The sequence below is a fragment of the Acidiluteibacter ferrifornacis genome (genome assembly GCF_009909615.1).
GTDB lineage: Bacteria > Bacteroidota > Bacteroidia > Flavobacteriales_E > Vicingaceae > Acidiluteibacter > Acidiluteibacter ferrifornacis.
On record NZ_WWNE01000006.1, the window covers coordinates 497,092 to 515,444 of the forward strand.

Sequence of the window (18,353 nt, forward strand, 5' to 3'; positions counted from 1 at the left end):
ACTTGAACCCGCACGATCGCAATGATCACAGGATTTTAAGTCCTGCGTGTCTACCAGTTTCACCACCCGGGCAGACAATTAAAAAAACAATTCCTAAGTAAATACTTAGGAATTATGGAGCGGGAGACGGGATTCGAACCCGCGACCCCGACCTTGGCAAGGTCGTGCTCTACCAGCTGAGCTACTCTCGCTTATTAGTTATTGATTCTTTCGAATCGACTTTTTATTAAGAACTCTCCACACTTTACAAGTCTCCTTGTTTGTTGTGGACGACAAAAGTAATATTTTTTTCAGATTCACAACGAAAAAATTTACTTTTTTACACCCACCATTTTTTTTATTTCATTTAGCTTAAATAATGCTTCCACTGGAGTTAGCGTATTTATATCAATATGAATTAATTCCTCCTTAATTGCTTGTAACACTGGATCGTCCAACTGGAAAAAACTCAACTGAAAATCTTCAGTAGAATCAGGCAAATTTGCTTTGACTTTACCATTTCCACTTTGTTCATGTGATTTTTCCAGCTGAGCTAACATTTCATTAGCGCGACGAATCAACTTCGGTGGCATACCTGCCATCTTTGCTACATGTATTCCAAAACTGTGTTCGCTCCCTCCAGGAACGAGCTTTCGCATGAAAATAATCTTATTATTGACCTCCTTTACCGAAACATGAAAGTTTTTCACTCTTTTAAACTGTTTCGCCATATCATTTAATTCATGATAGTGGGTAGCAAATAAAGTTTTAGGCTTCAAGTCTTTCACCTCATGTAAATATTCTGCAATAGCCCATGCGATTGAGATTCCATCATAAGTACTTGTCCCTCTACCAATTTCATCCAGCAGTATCAATGAACGGTCAGATACATTATTTAAAATACTAGCTGTCTCATTCATCTCCACCATAAAAGTAGATTCACCTAAAGAGATATTATCGGAAGCACCAACTCTAGTAAATATTTTGTCAACTATTCCAATTTTTGCATGCTTTGCAGGAACATAGCTACCTATTTGAGCCATCAACACTATTAAGGCCGTTTGTCTTAATAATGCGGATTTTCCTGACATATTTGGTCCAGTAATCATTATAATTTGCTGTGTGGCATCATCCAAATAAACATCATTCGCAATGTACTCATCCCCCAATGGTAATTGCTTTTCAATAACTGGATGCCTACCCGATTTTATATCCAAAGCTTTACTATCGTCCAATAATGGTCGAGTATAATTATTTTTAACCGCAATCCTTGAAAAAGACAATAAGCAATCCAGGCGAGCCAACAAATTCGCATTTAGCTGTATAGGAACTATATAATCGGACAATGCTAAAACTAAGTCGTTATAAAGCTTTGATTCTAAAACACTAATCTTATCCTCTGCTCCTAAAATTTTACTCTCGTATTCTTTGAGCTCCTCTGTAATGTATCGCTCTGCATTAACTAGCGTCTGTTTTCTATGCCATGTTGCAGGCACCTTATCTTTCTGCGCATTTCTAACTTCAATATAATATCCAAATACATTATTAAAAGCTATTTTCAAACTAGTAATACCAGTGGCCTCCGCCTCTCTTTGCTGGATGGCTAACAAACTATCCTTCCCACTCGTCTTCAACTTTCTAAGTTCGTCCAGCTCAGCATTAACTCCCTCTGCTATTACATTTCCTTTAGAAAGTGCTACAGGTGGATCTACAATCATTTCTCTTTTAATTCGCTCCAGAATAGTGTCGCAAGGATTCATCTGTTCTCCTAGTTTCTTCAGGGAGCCCTCCGAAGCAGCCATACACAATGATTTTATCGGCTTTATAGCTTCCAAAGCTCTACTCAACTGCACCACTTCCCTTGGATTAATTCTCCCAACAGCTGCTCGAGAAATCAATCGTTCTAAGTCACCTACCTGTTCTAAATTACGCTTAATAGTTTGCGAATCATCCTCCTTCGATATAAAATGATGTACTATATTCAGCCGCTCTTCTATGGGTTGTAAATCCTTTAAGGGTAAAGCCACCCAACGCTTCAACATTCTTGACCCCATAGGCGAAATGGTATCATCTATTACATCAACCAATGTCTTTGCATTTTCATGAGGAGAACGAATCAACTCCAAATTTCGAATCGTAAATCGGTCCAACCAAACATATCGCTCTTCTTCTATTCTCGACAACGCCGCTATATGACTAAGTTGTTTATGCTGAGTTTCTGCCAAATAATGAAGTACTGCACCAGCTGCAATCACCCCACTTTCATAACCATCAATCCCAAAACCTTTCAAAGATTTTGTTTCAAAGTGCTTCAAAAGGATTTCATTCCCAAATTCATAAGTAAAAACCCAATCTTCTAAGGCATATGTGTAGTGGCTTGTTCCAAAACTATCCTCAAACAACCGTTTATCTTTCTTTTGAAAGACAATTTCTGCCGGCGCAAAACTTTGCAACAATTTATCAATGTATTCAATAGAACCTTCAGCAACTAAATATTCACCTGTAGAGACATCAAGAAATGAAACACCAGTATTTGTCTTAGCAAAATGGACTGATGCAAGAAAATTATTGGATTTGTGGTCCAATACTTTATCACTGTATGAAATTCCAGGAGTTACCAACTCTGTTACTCCACGCTTAACAATAGTCTTCGTTTGCTTAGGATCTTCTAACTGGTCACATATGGCAACACGCTGACCTGCCCGCACTAACTTAGGCAAATAAGTTTCTAAAGAATGATGAGGAAATCCTGCTAATTCAATTTCGTTGGCGGCTCCATTATGTCTTTTAGTTAAAACTATCCCAAGAATTCCAGCCGCTTTCACAGCATCGGCCCCAAATGTTTCATAAAAATCACCCACCCTAAACAATAGTAAGGCATCAGGGTACTTCCCTTTAATCTGATGATATTGCTTCATCAAAGGGGTAACTGTAGGCTTATCAGTTTTTTTCGCTTTGCTCAATTTCTTAAATTTTCAATGCTAATTTAAGAAGTTCAAAGCGTCTACTCATCAATTATCATAACGGGTTATGAATAGTTTTTCACAGTTTGGAAACTTAAGATAAGTTGTAATTTTACCTCATGAATCAGAAAACAAAAAATGAAGAATTAAATCGGTTAACTGTTGAAGCATTCAAATCGATAGAAAAAAGACCAATCATTGTTATTCTTGACAACATCCGAAGCCTAATTAATATCGGCTCAGTATTTAGAACAGCAGATGCATTTCGAATAGAAAAAATCTATCTATGTGGCATAACTGCTACTCCTCCTCATAGAGAAATTAATAAAAGTGCTTTAGGAGCAACCGAATCCGTTGAATGGGAATATTGTGAATCCACAACAATGGCTGTTGAAAAATGTAAAACCAAAGGCTATGACATTTTATCGATTGAGCAAGCCAATAAGAGTACTAAACCTGATGCTTATCAACCTCAAAAAAAAGGAGTAGCCTTAATTTTTGGACATGAGGTAGATGGTGTTGATCAGGAAATAATCAACCAGTCAGATGGTGTAATTGAAATTGCTCAAGAAGGCACTAAACACTCTCTAAACATCTCTGTCAGTGCAGGTATCGTAATGTATGAATTCAGCAAAAAGTTCGAATAATCACTAATCATTTTTTTCAAACCCCACAAGATATTTTTTTAGATTTTAGACAAAAAAAAGCCCTTTCAACTGAATTGAAAGGGCCTTTTAAATTTATAAGTTCCTATTAATTTACCGCTGCTTTGAATTCAGCATCATCTTTATAATTTAAGAATTCTGCGTCATTCTTTGCATAATCTTTCAATGAAGGATCTTTAGCTACAGCTAACTTCAGATTATTAACCATCATTGATTTATCTTTCATTCTAGCCCCTACAATTGCTTTAAGATATAATCCTATTGCTTTGGTGCTTGCGTCTGAAGCATCAATAGTTTTTAGAGCAGTCTGATAATCTTTATTTAAAGTTTGTGCCAATGCAGCATTGAATGTTTTTGCACTGCCATAATTACTTACAGCTTCAGCATAATTCCCTTGCTTGATATTTATCAAACCTTTATTCATGTTTACAGCATCTCCTGCTCCAGAAGCATTGTTGTAATATTCCATCGCTTTCTTATTGTCTCCTTCTAAACGAGCAACCATACCTAAGTTGTTGTTAACTGAAGGTGCATTTGGAGCTAACTTAGCAGCTTTTTGGAATTCTCCTTTAGCTTTATCTAAGTTATTTTGCATTGCGTAAATATATCCTGCATTGTTAAACCCTCTAAAATCATTTGGATAAACTCTTTCAGCAGATTTGTAAATAGTTAACTTCTTATCCATATCAGTAGTCAAAGTAGCAGCATACAACAACTCTTCTACTGTTAAAGTATCAGGATTACTTTCTGCATACTTAGCAATCATTTCGTCAGACATACTCTTCAACTCTGCATTGATTGTAATTTCTGATCTTCTTAATTGAGGTAAGATATTCTCTTTAACTACTTCAAAAGTCTCAGCCAAGTTTTTGATTTCTTCTTCTCTTTTGGTTTTGTCTTCATACATCTCCAAAACTCTCAAGATTAAGTTCTTATCTTTAATGTCAGACGCCTGCATTGCAGATTTAAAACCATCCCAGTCTTCCCCTTTACCAGTTTTAGTATAAAAAGATTTATCGTTGGCAGCTTTTACTCTATTTCTTGAAAACATTCCTGAAGCGGCATTAGCGGCAGAAGCAGCTCTTTGATCAGCTAAATTTTCATTTAATGAAATCTCACCTTCAGGGGATGCCCAAGCTACTACGTTAGTAGATTTAAATACAAAGCCCTTTTCTTTTCCATTCTTGATGAATTTTGCCATCTCTTTTACATCAGCATCAGCTAACTCAGAAGAACGAACAGCAGAACTATTTACTAAATAGTTGATTGTAGCTTTATACTCTTGAGGAACAACCTTCTTAAATTTATCAGGACCAATGGCAGGCATATCTTCATTCTGAACCATCATAGGAGTAATGATTGTACCATCTGCAACCTTTACTGGATCAAAAGATTTTTCTTTCCCTTTGTATGAACCTGTAGCTACCATATATAATTCGGCAACCTCCATTCCTTTTACATAAGCTACTTTATCAGTGTAAGCAAAACTTCCACCTTTTTCAAAGTTAATTTTCATACCTTCTACTTCGCTATCCTCTCCAACTAAAGTAATGGTTTTAAAATCGGTTTCTTTTCCATCATATTTGAAGTTTGGAACAAAATTTACCGATACCTTTTTATTGAAAAAACGTGGTGGTATACTTCCAGAAACGTTGATTTCAATGCTATCATTGTGCAATTCTAATGGACTTGGAGTCACAGAATAGCTTACTTCTTCTGCTTTTTTTGACATCTTATTCAATGGATTACATGCCATCAAACCAACTGAAGCTGTGAGAACTAAAGCAAATGCTTTGGTATTTGTATTTTTCATCGTTTAAAGTTTTCTTTTCCTTGTATTTTTAAGATACAATGTTAGTTAATATTGTTAAATCACACAAAAAAAATAAAGTGCAATTCATTGCCTCCATTTTTCTTCTCTCTGGTTGTTTCAAAATTTAATCCAACTTAGTAACCCTTAAGTCATCTACACAAGAATCAAGCAAATAGCTCAAACTACTATCTAGTATCGGGTGAATATACTGAGGAGAAATTTCAACAAGTGGCGCTAATACAAACCTTCTTTGTGGAATTTTATCATGTGGAATAGTCAATTTGGGTGACCGAATGATGAAATTTTCGTAGAAAAGGATATCGATATCTATGGTCCGATTGGCATAGTCATCACCCTTTGACTTTCTCCCTAAATCCCGTTCTATTTGCTGGGTTTTTTTCAATAGCTCAAACGGAAGTAATAAAGTCTGAACTTCTAAAACACTGTTCAAAAACCAATTCAAATCAGAATTTCCCCATGGTTCAGATTCATAATAACTACTTTTATTCTTAATGACACCTATTGATTGTTGAATAAAATACTCAGCCAATTTCATTATCTCATTTCGATTCCCCTCATTGCTCCCCAATTGCAAAAAACAGGTTTTATACTCTTCTTTTCCTTTTATCATTTTGACTTACCATTAATGTATTTTAGTAGAAGTATCCTTAAAAAAGGCAGTACTTTTAACCTCTAAATACAAATTAACTGAAACAATCGATTTATGAAACAATTTTTCAAATTCATGTTTGCCTCAATGCTCGGAATGTTCTTGACGGTAATCATCTCACTCTTCATACTAATTGCAATAATTGGTGGCATAGTGTCTGCTGCGGGCAGCACACCTGTTACTTTTGTGGCAGACCATTCGATTCTTCACATCCAACTGAATGAAGAAATAAACGACCGCGCCTCAAAAAATCCGTTTGAAAATTTCGATTTTAACACTTTTGAAGCCAAAAAAACAATCGGCTTAAACGAAATAAAAGCTAGTTTAGAAAAAGCAAAAACAGATGATAAGATAAAAGGTATATTTCTAAACCTTAGCCAACTGCAAACTGGACTGGCTAATATAGACGAAATTAGAGTAGCCCTTTTGGACTTCAAGGAGAGTGGAAAGTTTATAATTTCTTACAGTGAAAACTATTCTCAATCAGCTTATTTCTTAAGCACCGTAGCCGATAAAGTATACTTAAATCCGCAAGGAGAGCTTAGGTTTCAAGGTATGACTAGCCAAATTATGTTTTTTAAAGATGCACTTGAAAAGTTAGATATTGAAATGCAAGTGATTCGACATGGCAAATTTAAAAGTGCAGTAGAGCCATTTTTAATGAATGAAATGAGCCCATCCAATAAAAAACAAATGAGCACATTAGTCCATTCTATTTGGAATGAAATGACCGCTGGAATATCAGCTGCTAGAGGAATCTCTCAAGATCAATTGAATGCTATCGCAGACAACATTTCAATTCGATTACCTGCGGATGCATTAAAACATCAATTAGTTGATGCGCTTAAATACGAAGATGAAGTAATGCAAGAGTTGGTTGCACTTTCTGGCATTGAGAAAGACGAACCTAAACTGATTGAATTATCAAAATACAAATCTGCAGCTGGAAAAGAGAACATCGATGAGGATGAAGATGAAGATCAAATCAAAAACGTAAAAGAGGAGATTGCTATCATTTATGCTGCTGGAGAAATTAGAGGCGGAAAAAGTAATGCTGAAGTTATGGGTAGCGAAACTATCGTTGAAGCGATTAAAAAAGCCACTAAAGACGAAGATATCAAAGCAATAGTCTTAAGAGTTAACTCCCCAGGAGGAAGCGCATTAGCCTCAGATGTAATGTGGAGAGCTATAGAATTAGCTAAAGCTAAAAAACCAGTTGTGGTTTCAATGGGTAACTTGGCCGCTTCTGGTGGATATTATATTTCATGTGGGGCGAACAAAATTTTCGCACAACCTAACACTATTACTGGCTCTATTGGAGTGTTTGGAGTAGTGCCAAATTTCAAAGGTTTAATCAACAACAAACTGGGTGTCTATGTAGATGGAGTTAGCACCAATAAACACTCTGACATGATGATTAATACATTCCGACCATTAGATACTGAAGAAACTGTTGCAATCACAGAAATGGTAGAATCAATTTATGATGATTTTATTACCAAAGTGGCAGCAGGAAGAGGAATAACCAAAGCTGAAGTGGATTCAATCGGACAAGGCAGAGTATGGACAGGAATAGATGCTAAAAGAATTGGACTAGTAGATGAAATAGGCGGCTTAAATGATGCTCTAAAGTCTGCTGCAAGCCTAGCAGGCATCGAAGCCTATGAAATAAAAGAATTACCTCGACAAAAAGAGCCTATTCAACAATTAATGGAAGACTTGAGTATGGAGGCAAAAACCTATCTTCTTGGAGAAAATTTAGGAAGCACATACCACTACTTTAAAAGCTTAGAAGAAGTTTCAAAACGTCAAGGAATAATGACTAGGATTCCTTTTGACATGAGATTTTACTAGTCTGTTTTAGTTGAACAATTTGAGAAAGCGTTGTAAAATTTACAACGCTTTTTTTATGCTTATTTCTCAATTGTTAAGTTGAAAGTCGGATTTTACAAGTATTTTTAAAGCAAATAAAAAACTAGATTCGAATGGCCCTAATTAATTCTTTGATGTCTTGGATAATGAAAAAGCGCATGCACCAAATAGAGTTGTTCATGAAATATCCAAGTGAAGTCCAAAACGAGTGGTTTGAAAATTTGATCTATAATGGTCGTCATACTGAATGGGGTAAAAAACACGGCTACACGAGTATAAAAACTCCGGCAGATTTTGCCAACCGTGTTCCAGTCCAGTCGTATGAACAATTAAAACCTTTTATTGACCGATTAAAAAATGGAGAACAGAATATTTTATGGCCTTCTGAAACCAAATGGTTCGCTAAATCATCTGGCACTACAAGTGACAAAAGTAAATTTATTCCGGTCACTAAAGAAGCTCTTGAAGATTGTCATTACAAAGGGGGTAAAGACATGTTATCTCTGTATTGTAACAATTATCCCGAAACCAACGTTTTTGATGGAATGGCCCTCATGATGGGGGGCAGTAGTCAATCCATAAGTGCTCAAAATGACTCTTACTATGGCGATTTGTCTGCTATTATTATAAAAAATTTACCTTTTTGGGCAGAGTATTTGAGAACTCCCGGAAAAGAAGTAGCTCTATTGGATAACTTTGAAGATAAGTTAAGAAAAATGACTGAAATTACAGTCAATGAAAATGTCACTAATTTATCCGGTGTTCCATCATGGACTCTAATTCTATTACATAAAATCATTGAAAGCACGGGTAAATCCAGCATTTTGGACATTTGGCCTAACCTTGAGGTCTTTTTTCATGGTGGTGTAAGTTTTACACCCTATCGAAAGGAATTTAAAAAACTGATTCCTTCAGACCAAATGCATTACTTGGAAACCTATAATGCTTCGGAAGGTTTTTTCGGTATACAAGACCAAAAAAATAATTCTGACCTACTATTAATGCTCGATTATGGCATTTACTACGAATTTATTCCCATGAGCGAATGGGAAAAAGAATACCCTAAAACTATAGAGTTAGATGCTGTAGAGCTAGGTGTAAATTACGCTATTGTAATCACTACCAATGCAGGGCTATGGCGATACAAAATTGGAGATACAGTAATTTTCACTTCAAAAGACCCCTATCGTATTCGAGTAAGTGGAAGGACTAAGCATTTTATCAATGCATTTGGAGAGGAGCTAATCATAGAAAACGCCGAAAAAGGTTTATTCGCTGCATGTGAAGCTACTAATGCAAGTATTAAGGAGTATACTGCTGCTCCAATTTTCTTAAAAGACAAAGAAGCAGGGGGGCATGAATGGTTGATTGAGTTTACAACTCCTCCCAATAATATTGAAACATTTACAGAAGTATTAGATCAAACTTTACAAGATATTAATACAGACTATGCTGCCAAACGCAAAGGCAACATGGCCCTAAAAAGACCGTTGATTAGAGTAATGAAATCAAATACTTTTTTCAATTGGTTGAAGGATAAGGGTAAGCTAGGTGGTCAAAATAAAGTTCCGCGACTTGCGAATGAGCGAACACATTTGGAACAAATATTGGAATACAACAATTAATATGAAGCAGCTATTTTTACTGTTTATTCTTTTCCTTGGTTTACATGGATTCGCTCAGGAAAACAGGCTTATCACTACCATCGACTTACCCATAAAGAATTGTAGGTTGGCCACGGACAACTTAGGAAATGGATATGTCTACGATCTCAATACTATCATAAAATACAATCCTAACGGCGATTCAATAGGCACATATAGCAACAATAGACTAGGCAACATCACTTCTGTCGACGTATCTAATCCATACAAGATACTGGTCTTCTATGCGGACTATTCTATCATCGTATTTTTAGATAACTTTCTAACTGCAATGGAGTCACCTATTGCGTTGGATCGATTAGGCTACGATGCAGTAACCCTAGCTTGTTCGTCACAAGAAAATGGATTATGGCTTTTTGACCGACTCCAGCAAAAACTTATAAAACTAGGGAAAGACCTATCAGTCACTAACAAAAGCATTAATCTTAGCCAATGGGTAGGCAGTCAAGTTAATCCCAAAAGCTTAATAGAACAAAACTCAATAGTTGCAATCCACCTTTCAGATAAAAGTGTCATTATCTTTGATCAATTTGCCACATTTGATAAGGTTTTATCGATAAAAACCTCAAGCGATCTGCAAATCATTAATCAAAATATAATTTACCAAACGAAAGACACTTTATTTCAATACTCTCCCAAACAACCGGAGGCTTCTCCAATGACACTTCCAATAGCTAATTCCAAAACGGCAAAAATCAGTAAAGATCGACTGCTTTTATTAAAAAATGAAAAGCTATATATTTACCATTATTTACCAAACAAAAGTCAGCGAATTTCAAAGTAATATCGACTCGAAATTTGTACTTTAGTAGGACTTTAAATATCAATTTATGCACATAGCAATTGCCGGAAATATAGGTTCAGGAAAAACAACTTTAACTTCACTTTTATCAAAACATTACAACTGGGAAGCGCATTACGAAGATGCAGATGAAAACCCCTATTTAAATGACTTTTATAATGACATGCAGCGTTGGTCATTTAACCTGCAAGTCTATTTCTTGAATACACGATTTAATCAAGTTTTAGAAATTAGAGAAACAGGCAAGAAGGTTATTCAAGATCGAACCATTTTTGAGGATGCTTATATCTTTGCGCCTAACTTGCACGCCATGGGCTTAATGACTACTCGTGACTTTGAAACTTACTTTAGTTTATTCAAACTGATGGAAGGCTTTATTCAACCACCAGATTTATTAATTTACCTAAGGGCATCCATTCCTAAATTGGTCAACCAAATACAAAAACGAGGAAGAGAATACGAAGAGAGTATTCGGTTGGACTACTTAAAACGACTGAATGAGCGATATGAAGCATGGATTAGCACTTACGCACAAGGTAAGCTATTAATTATAGATGTTGACGACAATAACTTTATAGAAAACAGTGAAGATTTAGGAAAAATCATTCAGAAAATAGATGGAGAAATTCATGGTTTATTTTAATGAATTCTACCAAAAAAAGAATGCCCGACTTTATAAAGTCGGGCATTCTTTTTGGCAACTGATCTTCACCTCTAAAAGTGAAAATTAAATTTAATATTAAATCCAGAAGCGTCTGTATCTAATCCAAAACCTGTAGCCTTAGTACCTGTATCAACAGTTGTAGATGTTGTTCCAGTTGGCTCTAGAGCTTCTGTAGTGGTTTCTCCATACCCACGCGTATTAAAGCCTAAGGCATAACCGTACTCAGCACCAATAGACATCTTAGGTGCTATAAAATACTCTACTCCAACGAAAGCTCGAACCGTAATTCCAAATCCAAAGCCATTCTTTACCTCTAGCGTACGAGTCAATGTCGAATCATCTATATCTTGCAAAGAATTGCCATATTCATTCTTGAACTTGCTAGAGTTAAGATTTACCAGGGCCTCTCCACCATAAACTCCTTGCAGGCGACCCTTCCCTCTTCTCCATTCTTTACCTAATCCAAGAGTAACGTTGAATCCAGAGTTGGTCGTTTTATCCTCAACAAACTTTTCGCCAGTAGTATCGGTAACATCTGCAACATTATTAGAAATTGAATTATTACCAACTCCCAATCGAAATGTAGCTCGATAGGCAGAATTCGCATCAATAAAGCGCTTCCCGTAAATAGAAAACGGACGATCTGGGCTATAGCTAAATCCGGGAGAAGTATTCCCAAGGTTCCCATTAAACAAGTTTCCAGCGTAATCTAAAAATGGAGTAGCGTCTACACCAATAGCATAATCACCAGCTTCAGGCAAAATTGGCACTCCCTTCTTCGAAGTTAGCAGTTCTTGCCCCATTGTTACACCTGAAATTAAAACAGCCGCAACAGCAAAAATCATTTTCTTTTTCATAGTTAAAAAGTTTTAGATTGTTAATACTGCAATTTAATTCTACTTAATACATGAAAAGTTAAAAAAAAATAGAACTATCAACTATCGATTGTAGATAAGTCTGGTTTTATTTCAAATGAACAGCGAAAAACCCCATCATGGTTTGGTATAAATCAATACGGTTTTCTTCTCTAGCAAAGCCATGTCCTTCATCATACTTTACCATGTAAGGAGTATTAATCCCTCGAGCTCTCATATTTTTTACTACTTGATCTGATTCGTCAATATTGACACGTGGATCATTGGCGCCTTGCACTACAAAGAGTGGTTTCGTTATTTTCTCCACATTCAGTGCTGGTGAAACTTGCTTCATTATTGCAATATCATCTTCATCATTCTCATCATACCACTGCTCATATACCTGACCTAAATAAGGTTTCCAATAAGGTGGAAAAGCCTTGAAAAACGTAAATAAGTTGGAAACGCCTACATAATCTACTCCACAAGTATACAAGTCAGGAGTTTTTACTAGACTTCCCAAGGTAGCTAAGCCACCATAACTTCCACCATATATCCCAATCTTATCCTCATCAACAAGACCTAAAGTTTTCACATAAGCAACTGCATCTTCTAAATCATCCAACATTTTTCGGCCGATTTGCTTATTCCCTGCCAAATAAAATTCCTTCCCATATCCTCCTGAGCCTCTGTAATTCACTTGTAAAGTCGCGTAACCTCTACTTGCGAACAGTTGAGTCTCTGGATTATATCCCCAATCATCTCTTGGCCCATATGGCCCTCCGTGCGGATTCACAATCATAGGAACTTTAGTTCCATTTTTAACAGCATTAGGAATTGTTAAGTATCCATATATAGTTAAGCCATCTCTTGAGGTAAACTTAATAGATCGCATTTCTGCCATATCTTCCTCTTTTAGTTGAGGCATTAAGTTGAGCACTTCTTTAAAAGCATCCTTACTAACATCATAGGTATAATATTTACCGTACAATTTATCACTAGTCACATAAATCAAGTATTTATCCTCTTCGTCAGTTTTACTTGAGATGTAAAAATCCTTATTCCCGAATTGCTTTTTAAACTTATCATTCAATTTTTTAGCAGTTTCACTAACAGGCTCGATATGGTATTTTTCTCCGTTATAATAAAAATAGTCCACTTCAAAATTCCTCTTTCGTGAGACACTCATCCCACTGACATCAAAAGTGGGATTAGAATATACTTTCTTGATGACCTTTTTTTCCTTAAAATCGTAGAGTACAATTTCTCGAGTATTGCTTTCAAGATTGGTCATTACAAATGCATCATTCTTATTCTCTGTCGTATAATCAAAGTTTATAATATAAAAATCATCTTTCCAAGTTGTGGTCAAAATTGGCTCAAATGGCTGATTCTCATCTAGGCGATAATTCAATACATATTCAGTACCATTTTGCTGTTTAGTAAACCCTTTAAGCACCCCATCTTTATCAAAATCATATCCACTAATCGGGTTTAATGGATCATCATTGGTATATAATTTTTCAATCGCTGCTGTTTTGATATTGATTTTATATGGCTCGAAAACTTGTGGATTATCCTTATTCATCAGAATTATCATAAAGTCCTTTTGCTCTTTTAAAGCGTTTAAAATATCCACCTTAACTCCCTCATAAGGTGTTAACTCTACTTGATTCTTACCATCAATATCTACTGCAAAAAGGTGATAATTCTCATCACCTCCTTTATCCATGATATAAATTAGTCGTGTTTCATTAGCCCATCCATAACCTCGAATCAATTCATCTTTTTCCTCAATCACTCTAACTACCTCATCGGTAATTGTATTTTTGGTGTATACATGTACTTTTCCATTCTCTTCACGCTGTTTGTAAGAGACATATTTTCCGTCAGGTGAAAACTGAAAAGAAGATTGATTTGGTTTTTTGAAATAATCGGCTACTGAATACTTATACTTACCCGTTTCTTTAGCGGCTAAGGCTCCTAATTCTTCAGGTGTTGAAACTAACTTTGGGTCACCTTTCATTTTTGACTCATCTGTTTGCGCATGGATAGAGCATATAAGCATCAGGGCCATACTTGTTAAAATTATTTTTTTCATAATGGTTGGTTTTTTTACCAATTTAACCCCAATCTTCATTTTTCTAAAGTGAATTATTATGAATGGAGATTAAGCCATCAAATCAGAAAATGAGAGGGATAAACGGGAAATAAACCCATAAAAAAACCCGCTCTATGGAGCGGGTTTATCAATCAAATTGTTGAACTATTTTAAAGCAGATTTAATCTTAGCTTTTACCGTAAAATCATCATAAATAAATTTATCCAACAAAGTATTATCAAAAGATTTAGATTTATAACGTATTCCAAATTTAGTCCTATCAACCGTTACGTCAGCATGTGCTATCATCTTACCATTTTCAATATTTACCGCTACTGGGAATGTAATAGGTTGAGAAACACCTTTCAAAGTCAATTCCCCTTCTACTTGGTAGTTTTTCGGTGAAATTTCATTAATTGTTACCGACCTAATCGTAGCATTAGGGTGTTCTTCTACCCCAAAAAAATCATCACTCTTCAAATGTCCCACCAACTTTTGTCTTTCTTCCTCAGATGAAATATCCGAATTAGTAATACTTTGCATGTCAATTTCTATATCAAAATACACTAATTTACCATGATCCAGTTTAACCTGTCCATCTAGCACCGATACATTACCGTTGTGAGAACCTCCTACTTTTTTACCTTCCCATTCTATCGATGATTTTTTGGCAACTATTGGAAATGCTCCAGTAATATCATTTGCAGCTTCCGTTATTTCAATCGCTGGAGCATGATCTGCGTGTATGGCACTACCACCAACATGAATGTGAGGAGCAATAACCAATGAAACGATGGACATTAATTTAATCAAGATATTCATGGAAGGACCTGAGGTATCTTTAAACGGATCACCAACAGTATCTCCAGTTACTGACGCCTTGTGCGCATCAGAACCTTTATACTCCATTTTCCCATTAATCATTACACCTTTCTCGAAAGATTTCTTAGCGTTGTCCCATGCTCCACCTGCATTATTTTGGAAAATTCCCATCAATACACCAGAAACGGTAACTCCTGCTAACAAGCCTCCTAAAACTTCAGGACCAAATGTAAAACCCACTATAACTGGAACAATTAAAGCAATCGCTCCCGGCAACATCATTTCACGAATAGAAGCCTTAGTTGAAATCTCAACACATTTCTCGTATTCAGGCTTTGCTTTGTATTCCATAATACCAGGAATCTCTTTGAATTGTCTACGAACCTCATTTACCATATCCATGGCAGCTCGACCTACTGCTGCAATACACAATGCGGAGAATATAAATGGGATCATCGCACCAACAAACAAACCGGCCAATACATCAGCTTTATAAATATCGATGGAATCAATTCCAGACAATCCAACAAAAGCAGCAAACAACGCCAAAGCCGTTAAAGCTGCTGAAGCGATAGCAAACCCTTTTCCCGCAGCAGCAGTAGTGTTTCCTACAGCGTCCAAATTATCCGTTCTTCCTCTTACTTCGTCAGGCAATCCACTCATCTCTGCGATACCTCCTGCATTATCAGCAATGGGTCCAAATGCATCAATAGCCAATTGCATAGCGGTGGTAGCCATCATACCTGAAGCGGCAATTGCAACACCATATAAACCTGCAAATTCAAAAGAAATGTAAATACCTGCTGCTAAAGTTAAAATTGGAATCACTGTAGACTCCATTCCCACAGAAAGCCCTCCAATAATATTCGTGGCATGGCCTGTAGAAGACTGATGTACAATTGAGTTTACCGGCTTCTTTCCCATTGAGGTATAATACTCAGTAACAACACTCATAATTGCTCCAACTACTAAACCTGTTAGAATAGCGAAATATACTTGCATAGAAGTAAATTCCTCTCCTCTAATCTCCATAGTGGAAGGCAACAAATAATCCACTAAAAAATAAGATGATACAGCGACCATAACCATGGACAACCAGTTACCCATATTCAATGCGCCTTGAACATTTCCATCTTCCCCTTTTATCTTTACAAATAAAGTTCCTAGAATAGAAAATACAACTCCCAAACCTGCTACCACCATTGGCAATAAAATAGCTGACATACCATTAAAATTGTCAGTCATTTTAATCTCAACACCTAAAACCATAGTTGCTAAAATAGTAGCGACATAAGAACCAAATAAATCAGCTCCCATACCTGCTACATCACCCACATTATCACCTACGTTGTCAGCAATAGTTGCAGGATTTCTAACATCATCTTCTGGAATTCCGGCTTCTACCTTACCCACAAGATCAGCACCCACATCAGCTGCTTTGGTATAAATACCTCCACCAACTCTTGCGAACAATGCAATAGACTCAGCACCTAAAGAGAATCCTGCCAATACTTCAATTGCTAGGATATAACTTCCTTTATCGGTCATCATACCTTCAGGACCAAACATGGCTAACATTACAATGAATAATCCACCAAGACCTAATACTGCCAAACCGGCAACACCCAGTCCCATTACTGTTCCTCCAGTGAAAGAGACCTTCAATGCCTTTTGTAAGGAAGTTCTTGCAGCTTGAGTTGTTCTTACATTAGATTTCGTCGCGATATTCATTCCTAAATATCCTGCTAAAGCAGAAAGAAATGCTCCAATAATAAACGTAATCGCAATTACAGGATGAGTTTGAGGATGATCGGGATCGGTCATAGTTCCTGACCAAGCCAACAAAATTGCAGCAATCACTACAAAATAGGCCATCACTTTCCACTCTGCTTTCAAAAAAGCCATGGCTCCATCGGCAATGTATTTTGCCAACTCACGCATATTGTCATCTCCAGTTTCCTGCTTATTCACCCATGCTGATTTTACAGCCATGACAATCAAACCTAAAATCCCTAATAGAGGAACTAGGTATAGTAATAAATCTCCCATACGATATAATTAATTATTGTTAAATTTTATGAAAAAAAGACCAATTTAATCTTTTAAACGACTTCTTCAAAAAAAAATAAGCCAACCCTTTTGAAGGATTGGCTTATTTACAGGTATTTTATTTTGATTTATTTCTTCAAGTACATCGTTGCTTTCACCGCTTTCACCACCTTGGACACATTTGGTAAAAACTCTTCCACAAATACATTGGCATAACCCAATGGTGTATCAGCGGTATTAATTCTTTGAATTGGAGCATCTAAAAAGTCAAATGCTTTTTTCTGAACCATGTAGGTCAATTCCGTAGAAATGTTTCCAATCGGCCAAGCTTCCTCAATAATAACCAAACGATTGGTTTTCTTTACAGAGTTAATTACTGCTTCATAGTCAATCGGACGAATTGTTCTTAAATCAATAGTCTCTGCCTCGATTCCTTCTTTGGCTAACTCCTCTGCAGCTTCGTTCATCACTTTTACAATCTTTCCAAAAGAAACTAAAGTGACATCGGAACCTTTTCTAGTGATGTCTGCAACACCAATAGGAATCACGTATTCACCTTCTGGAACTTCACCTTTATCTCCATACATTTGTTCTGACTCCATAAAAATAACAGGGTCGTTATCTCGAATTGCTGATTTCAATAACCCTTTCGCATCCTTTGGATTAGACGGCACAACGACCTTCAAGCCAGGAGTATTTGCAAACCAACTATCAAAAGCCTGTGAGTGCTGTGCTCCCAATTGACCTGCAGAGGCAGTAGGCCCTCTAAAAACGATTGGCACATTGTACTGACCACCACTCATTTGGTACATTTTGGCCGCTGCATTTACGACTTGATCAATTGCGACCAACGAGAAGTTAAATGTCATGAATTCAATAATCGGACGCAAACCATGCATGGCTGCTCCTACGCCAATACCGGCGAAACCTAATTCTGCAATAGGTGTATCAATAATTCTTTCTGCACCAAACTCGTCAAGCATACCCTGACTCACTTTATATGCACCATTATACTCAGCAACTTCTTCTCCCATCAACACAATGCTCTTGTCATTGCGCATCTCTTCACTCATTGCCTCTCTAAGTGCCTCTCTAAATTGTAATGTTTTCATACTATATATAAATAAGGTATTGCTTCAAATTTAATCGCCTGCAAAAATAGAAAATTAAAACGTGGTTGACAAAGCTTAAAAGAGGTGTAAATAATAATTTTAAATCAAGCTGTTTAATTGTGGTTTAAAACTCGATCGATTCATTTTTTTATAAAATTAAACACTCTTAGAATACTATAAATTATTTGTCACATTGAGCGAGATGTTTACATTGAGCAAATCCGAAGTGAAATGTTGGACAAATAAAAATAAAGTTGTTTTTACTCCTTTTTCTTTTGGCTTGACCCAAAATGAAACAAAAGGTCAAGTCTTTGAAAAAAATA

General features: G+C 36.3%; 12 protein-coding genes and 1 tRNA gene. 5 read left to right on the forward strand and 8 right to left on the reverse strand.

What is annotated here, in order from left to right:
• Window positions 1-115 precede the first annotated feature (115 nt).
• Window positions 116-191, reverse strand: a tRNA-Gly gene (locus tag GQN54_RS08625).
• Window positions 192-311: 120 nt separating this feature from the next.
• A complete protein-coding gene (mutS, locus tag GQN54_RS08630) occupies window positions 312-2,897 on the reverse strand; it encodes a DNA mismatch repair protein MutS (protein WP_160633158.1) in 2,586 nt (861 codons plus the stop codon).
• A 164-nt stretch (window positions 2,898-3,061) separates the two neighbouring features.
• Between mutS and GQN54_RS08635 the strand changes: the two genes are divergently transcribed.
• Complete coding sequence (locus GQN54_RS08635; RefSeq protein ID WP_160633125.1) at window positions 3,062-3,589, forward strand: RNA methyltransferase; 528 nt, start codon at window positions 3,062-3,064, stop codon at window positions 3,587-3,589.
• A gap of 106 nt (window positions 3,590-3,695) precedes the next feature.
• On the opposite strand, the gene GQN54_RS08640 is transcribed toward GQN54_RS08635, so the two are convergent.
• Window positions 3,696-5,420, reverse strand: a complete 1,725-nt coding sequence (locus GQN54_RS08640; RefSeq protein ID WP_160633126.1) for a tetratricopeptide repeat protein — start codon at window positions 5,418-5,420, stop codon at window positions 3,696-3,698.
• A 124-nt stretch (window positions 5,421-5,544) separates the two neighbouring features.
• Window positions 5,545-6,051, reverse strand: coding sequence for a 2-amino-4-hydroxy-6-hydroxymethyldihydropteridine diphosphokinase (folK, locus tag GQN54_RS08645; RefSeq protein ID WP_160633127.1), 507 nt, complete (start codon window positions 6,049-6,051; stop codon window positions 5,545-5,547).
• 93 nt (window positions 6,052-6,144) lie between these two features.
• Between folK and sppA the strand changes: the two genes are divergently transcribed.
• The 4 genes from sppA (at window position 6,145) to GQN54_RS08665 (ending at window position 11,071) form a co-directional block, all read left to right on the forward strand.
• Complete coding sequence (gene sppA / locus GQN54_RS08650; protein WP_160633128.1) at window positions 6,145-7,944, forward strand: signal peptide peptidase SppA; 1,800 nt, start codon at window positions 6,145-6,147, stop codon at window positions 7,942-7,944.
• 131 nt (window positions 7,945-8,075) lie between these two features.
• Window positions 8,076-9,587: a GH3 auxin-responsive promoter family protein gene (locus GQN54_RS08655; protein ID WP_160633129.1), complete on the forward strand. Its 1,512-nt coding sequence runs from the start codon at window positions 8,076-8,078 to the stop codon at window positions 9,585-9,587.
• Between the two features lies 1 nt (window position 9,588).
• Complete coding sequence (locus GQN54_RS08660; RefSeq protein WP_160633130.1) at window positions 9,589-10,410, forward strand: hypothetical protein; 822 nt, start codon at window positions 9,589-9,591, stop codon at window positions 10,408-10,410.
• Window positions 10,411-10,456: 46 nt separating this feature from the next.
• Window positions 10,457-11,071 (forward strand): deoxynucleoside kinase, encoded by a 615-nt coding sequence (locus tag GQN54_RS08665; RefSeq protein ID WP_160633131.1) that lies wholly within the window; start codon window positions 10,457-10,459, stop codon window positions 11,069-11,071.
• A gap of 71 nt (window positions 11,072-11,142) precedes the next feature.
• Here the strand turns inward: GQN54_RS08665 and GQN54_RS08670 are convergent, their stop codons facing one another.
• The 4 genes from GQN54_RS08670 to GQN54_RS08685 all read right to left on the reverse strand — a co-directional run bounded on the left by GQN54_RS08670 (window position 11,143) and on the right by GQN54_RS08685 (window position 18,030).
• The gene (locus tag GQN54_RS08670) at window positions 11,143-11,949 is read right to left on the reverse strand and encodes a hypothetical protein (protein ID WP_160633132.1); all 807 of its coding nucleotides are present in this window, start codon (window positions 11,947-11,949) and stop codon (window positions 11,143-11,145) included.
• A 106-nt stretch (window positions 11,950-12,055) separates the two neighbouring features.
• A complete protein-coding gene (locus GQN54_RS08675; RefSeq protein ID WP_160633133.1) occupies window positions 12,056-14,047 on the reverse strand; it encodes a S9 family peptidase in 1,992 nt (663 codons plus the stop codon).
• A 165-nt stretch (window positions 14,048-14,212) separates the two neighbouring features.
• A complete protein-coding gene (locus GQN54_RS08680) occupies window positions 14,213-16,918 on the reverse strand; it encodes a sodium-translocating pyrophosphatase (RefSeq protein ID WP_160633134.1) in 2,706 nt (901 codons plus the stop codon).
• A 128-nt stretch (window positions 16,919-17,046) separates the two neighbouring features.
• Window positions 17,047-18,030: a pyruvate dehydrogenase complex E1 component subunit beta gene (locus tag GQN54_RS08685; protein WP_160633135.1), complete on the reverse strand. Its 984-nt coding sequence runs from the start codon at window positions 18,028-18,030 to the stop codon at window positions 17,047-17,049.
• Window positions 18,031-18,353 lie beyond the last annotated feature (323 nt).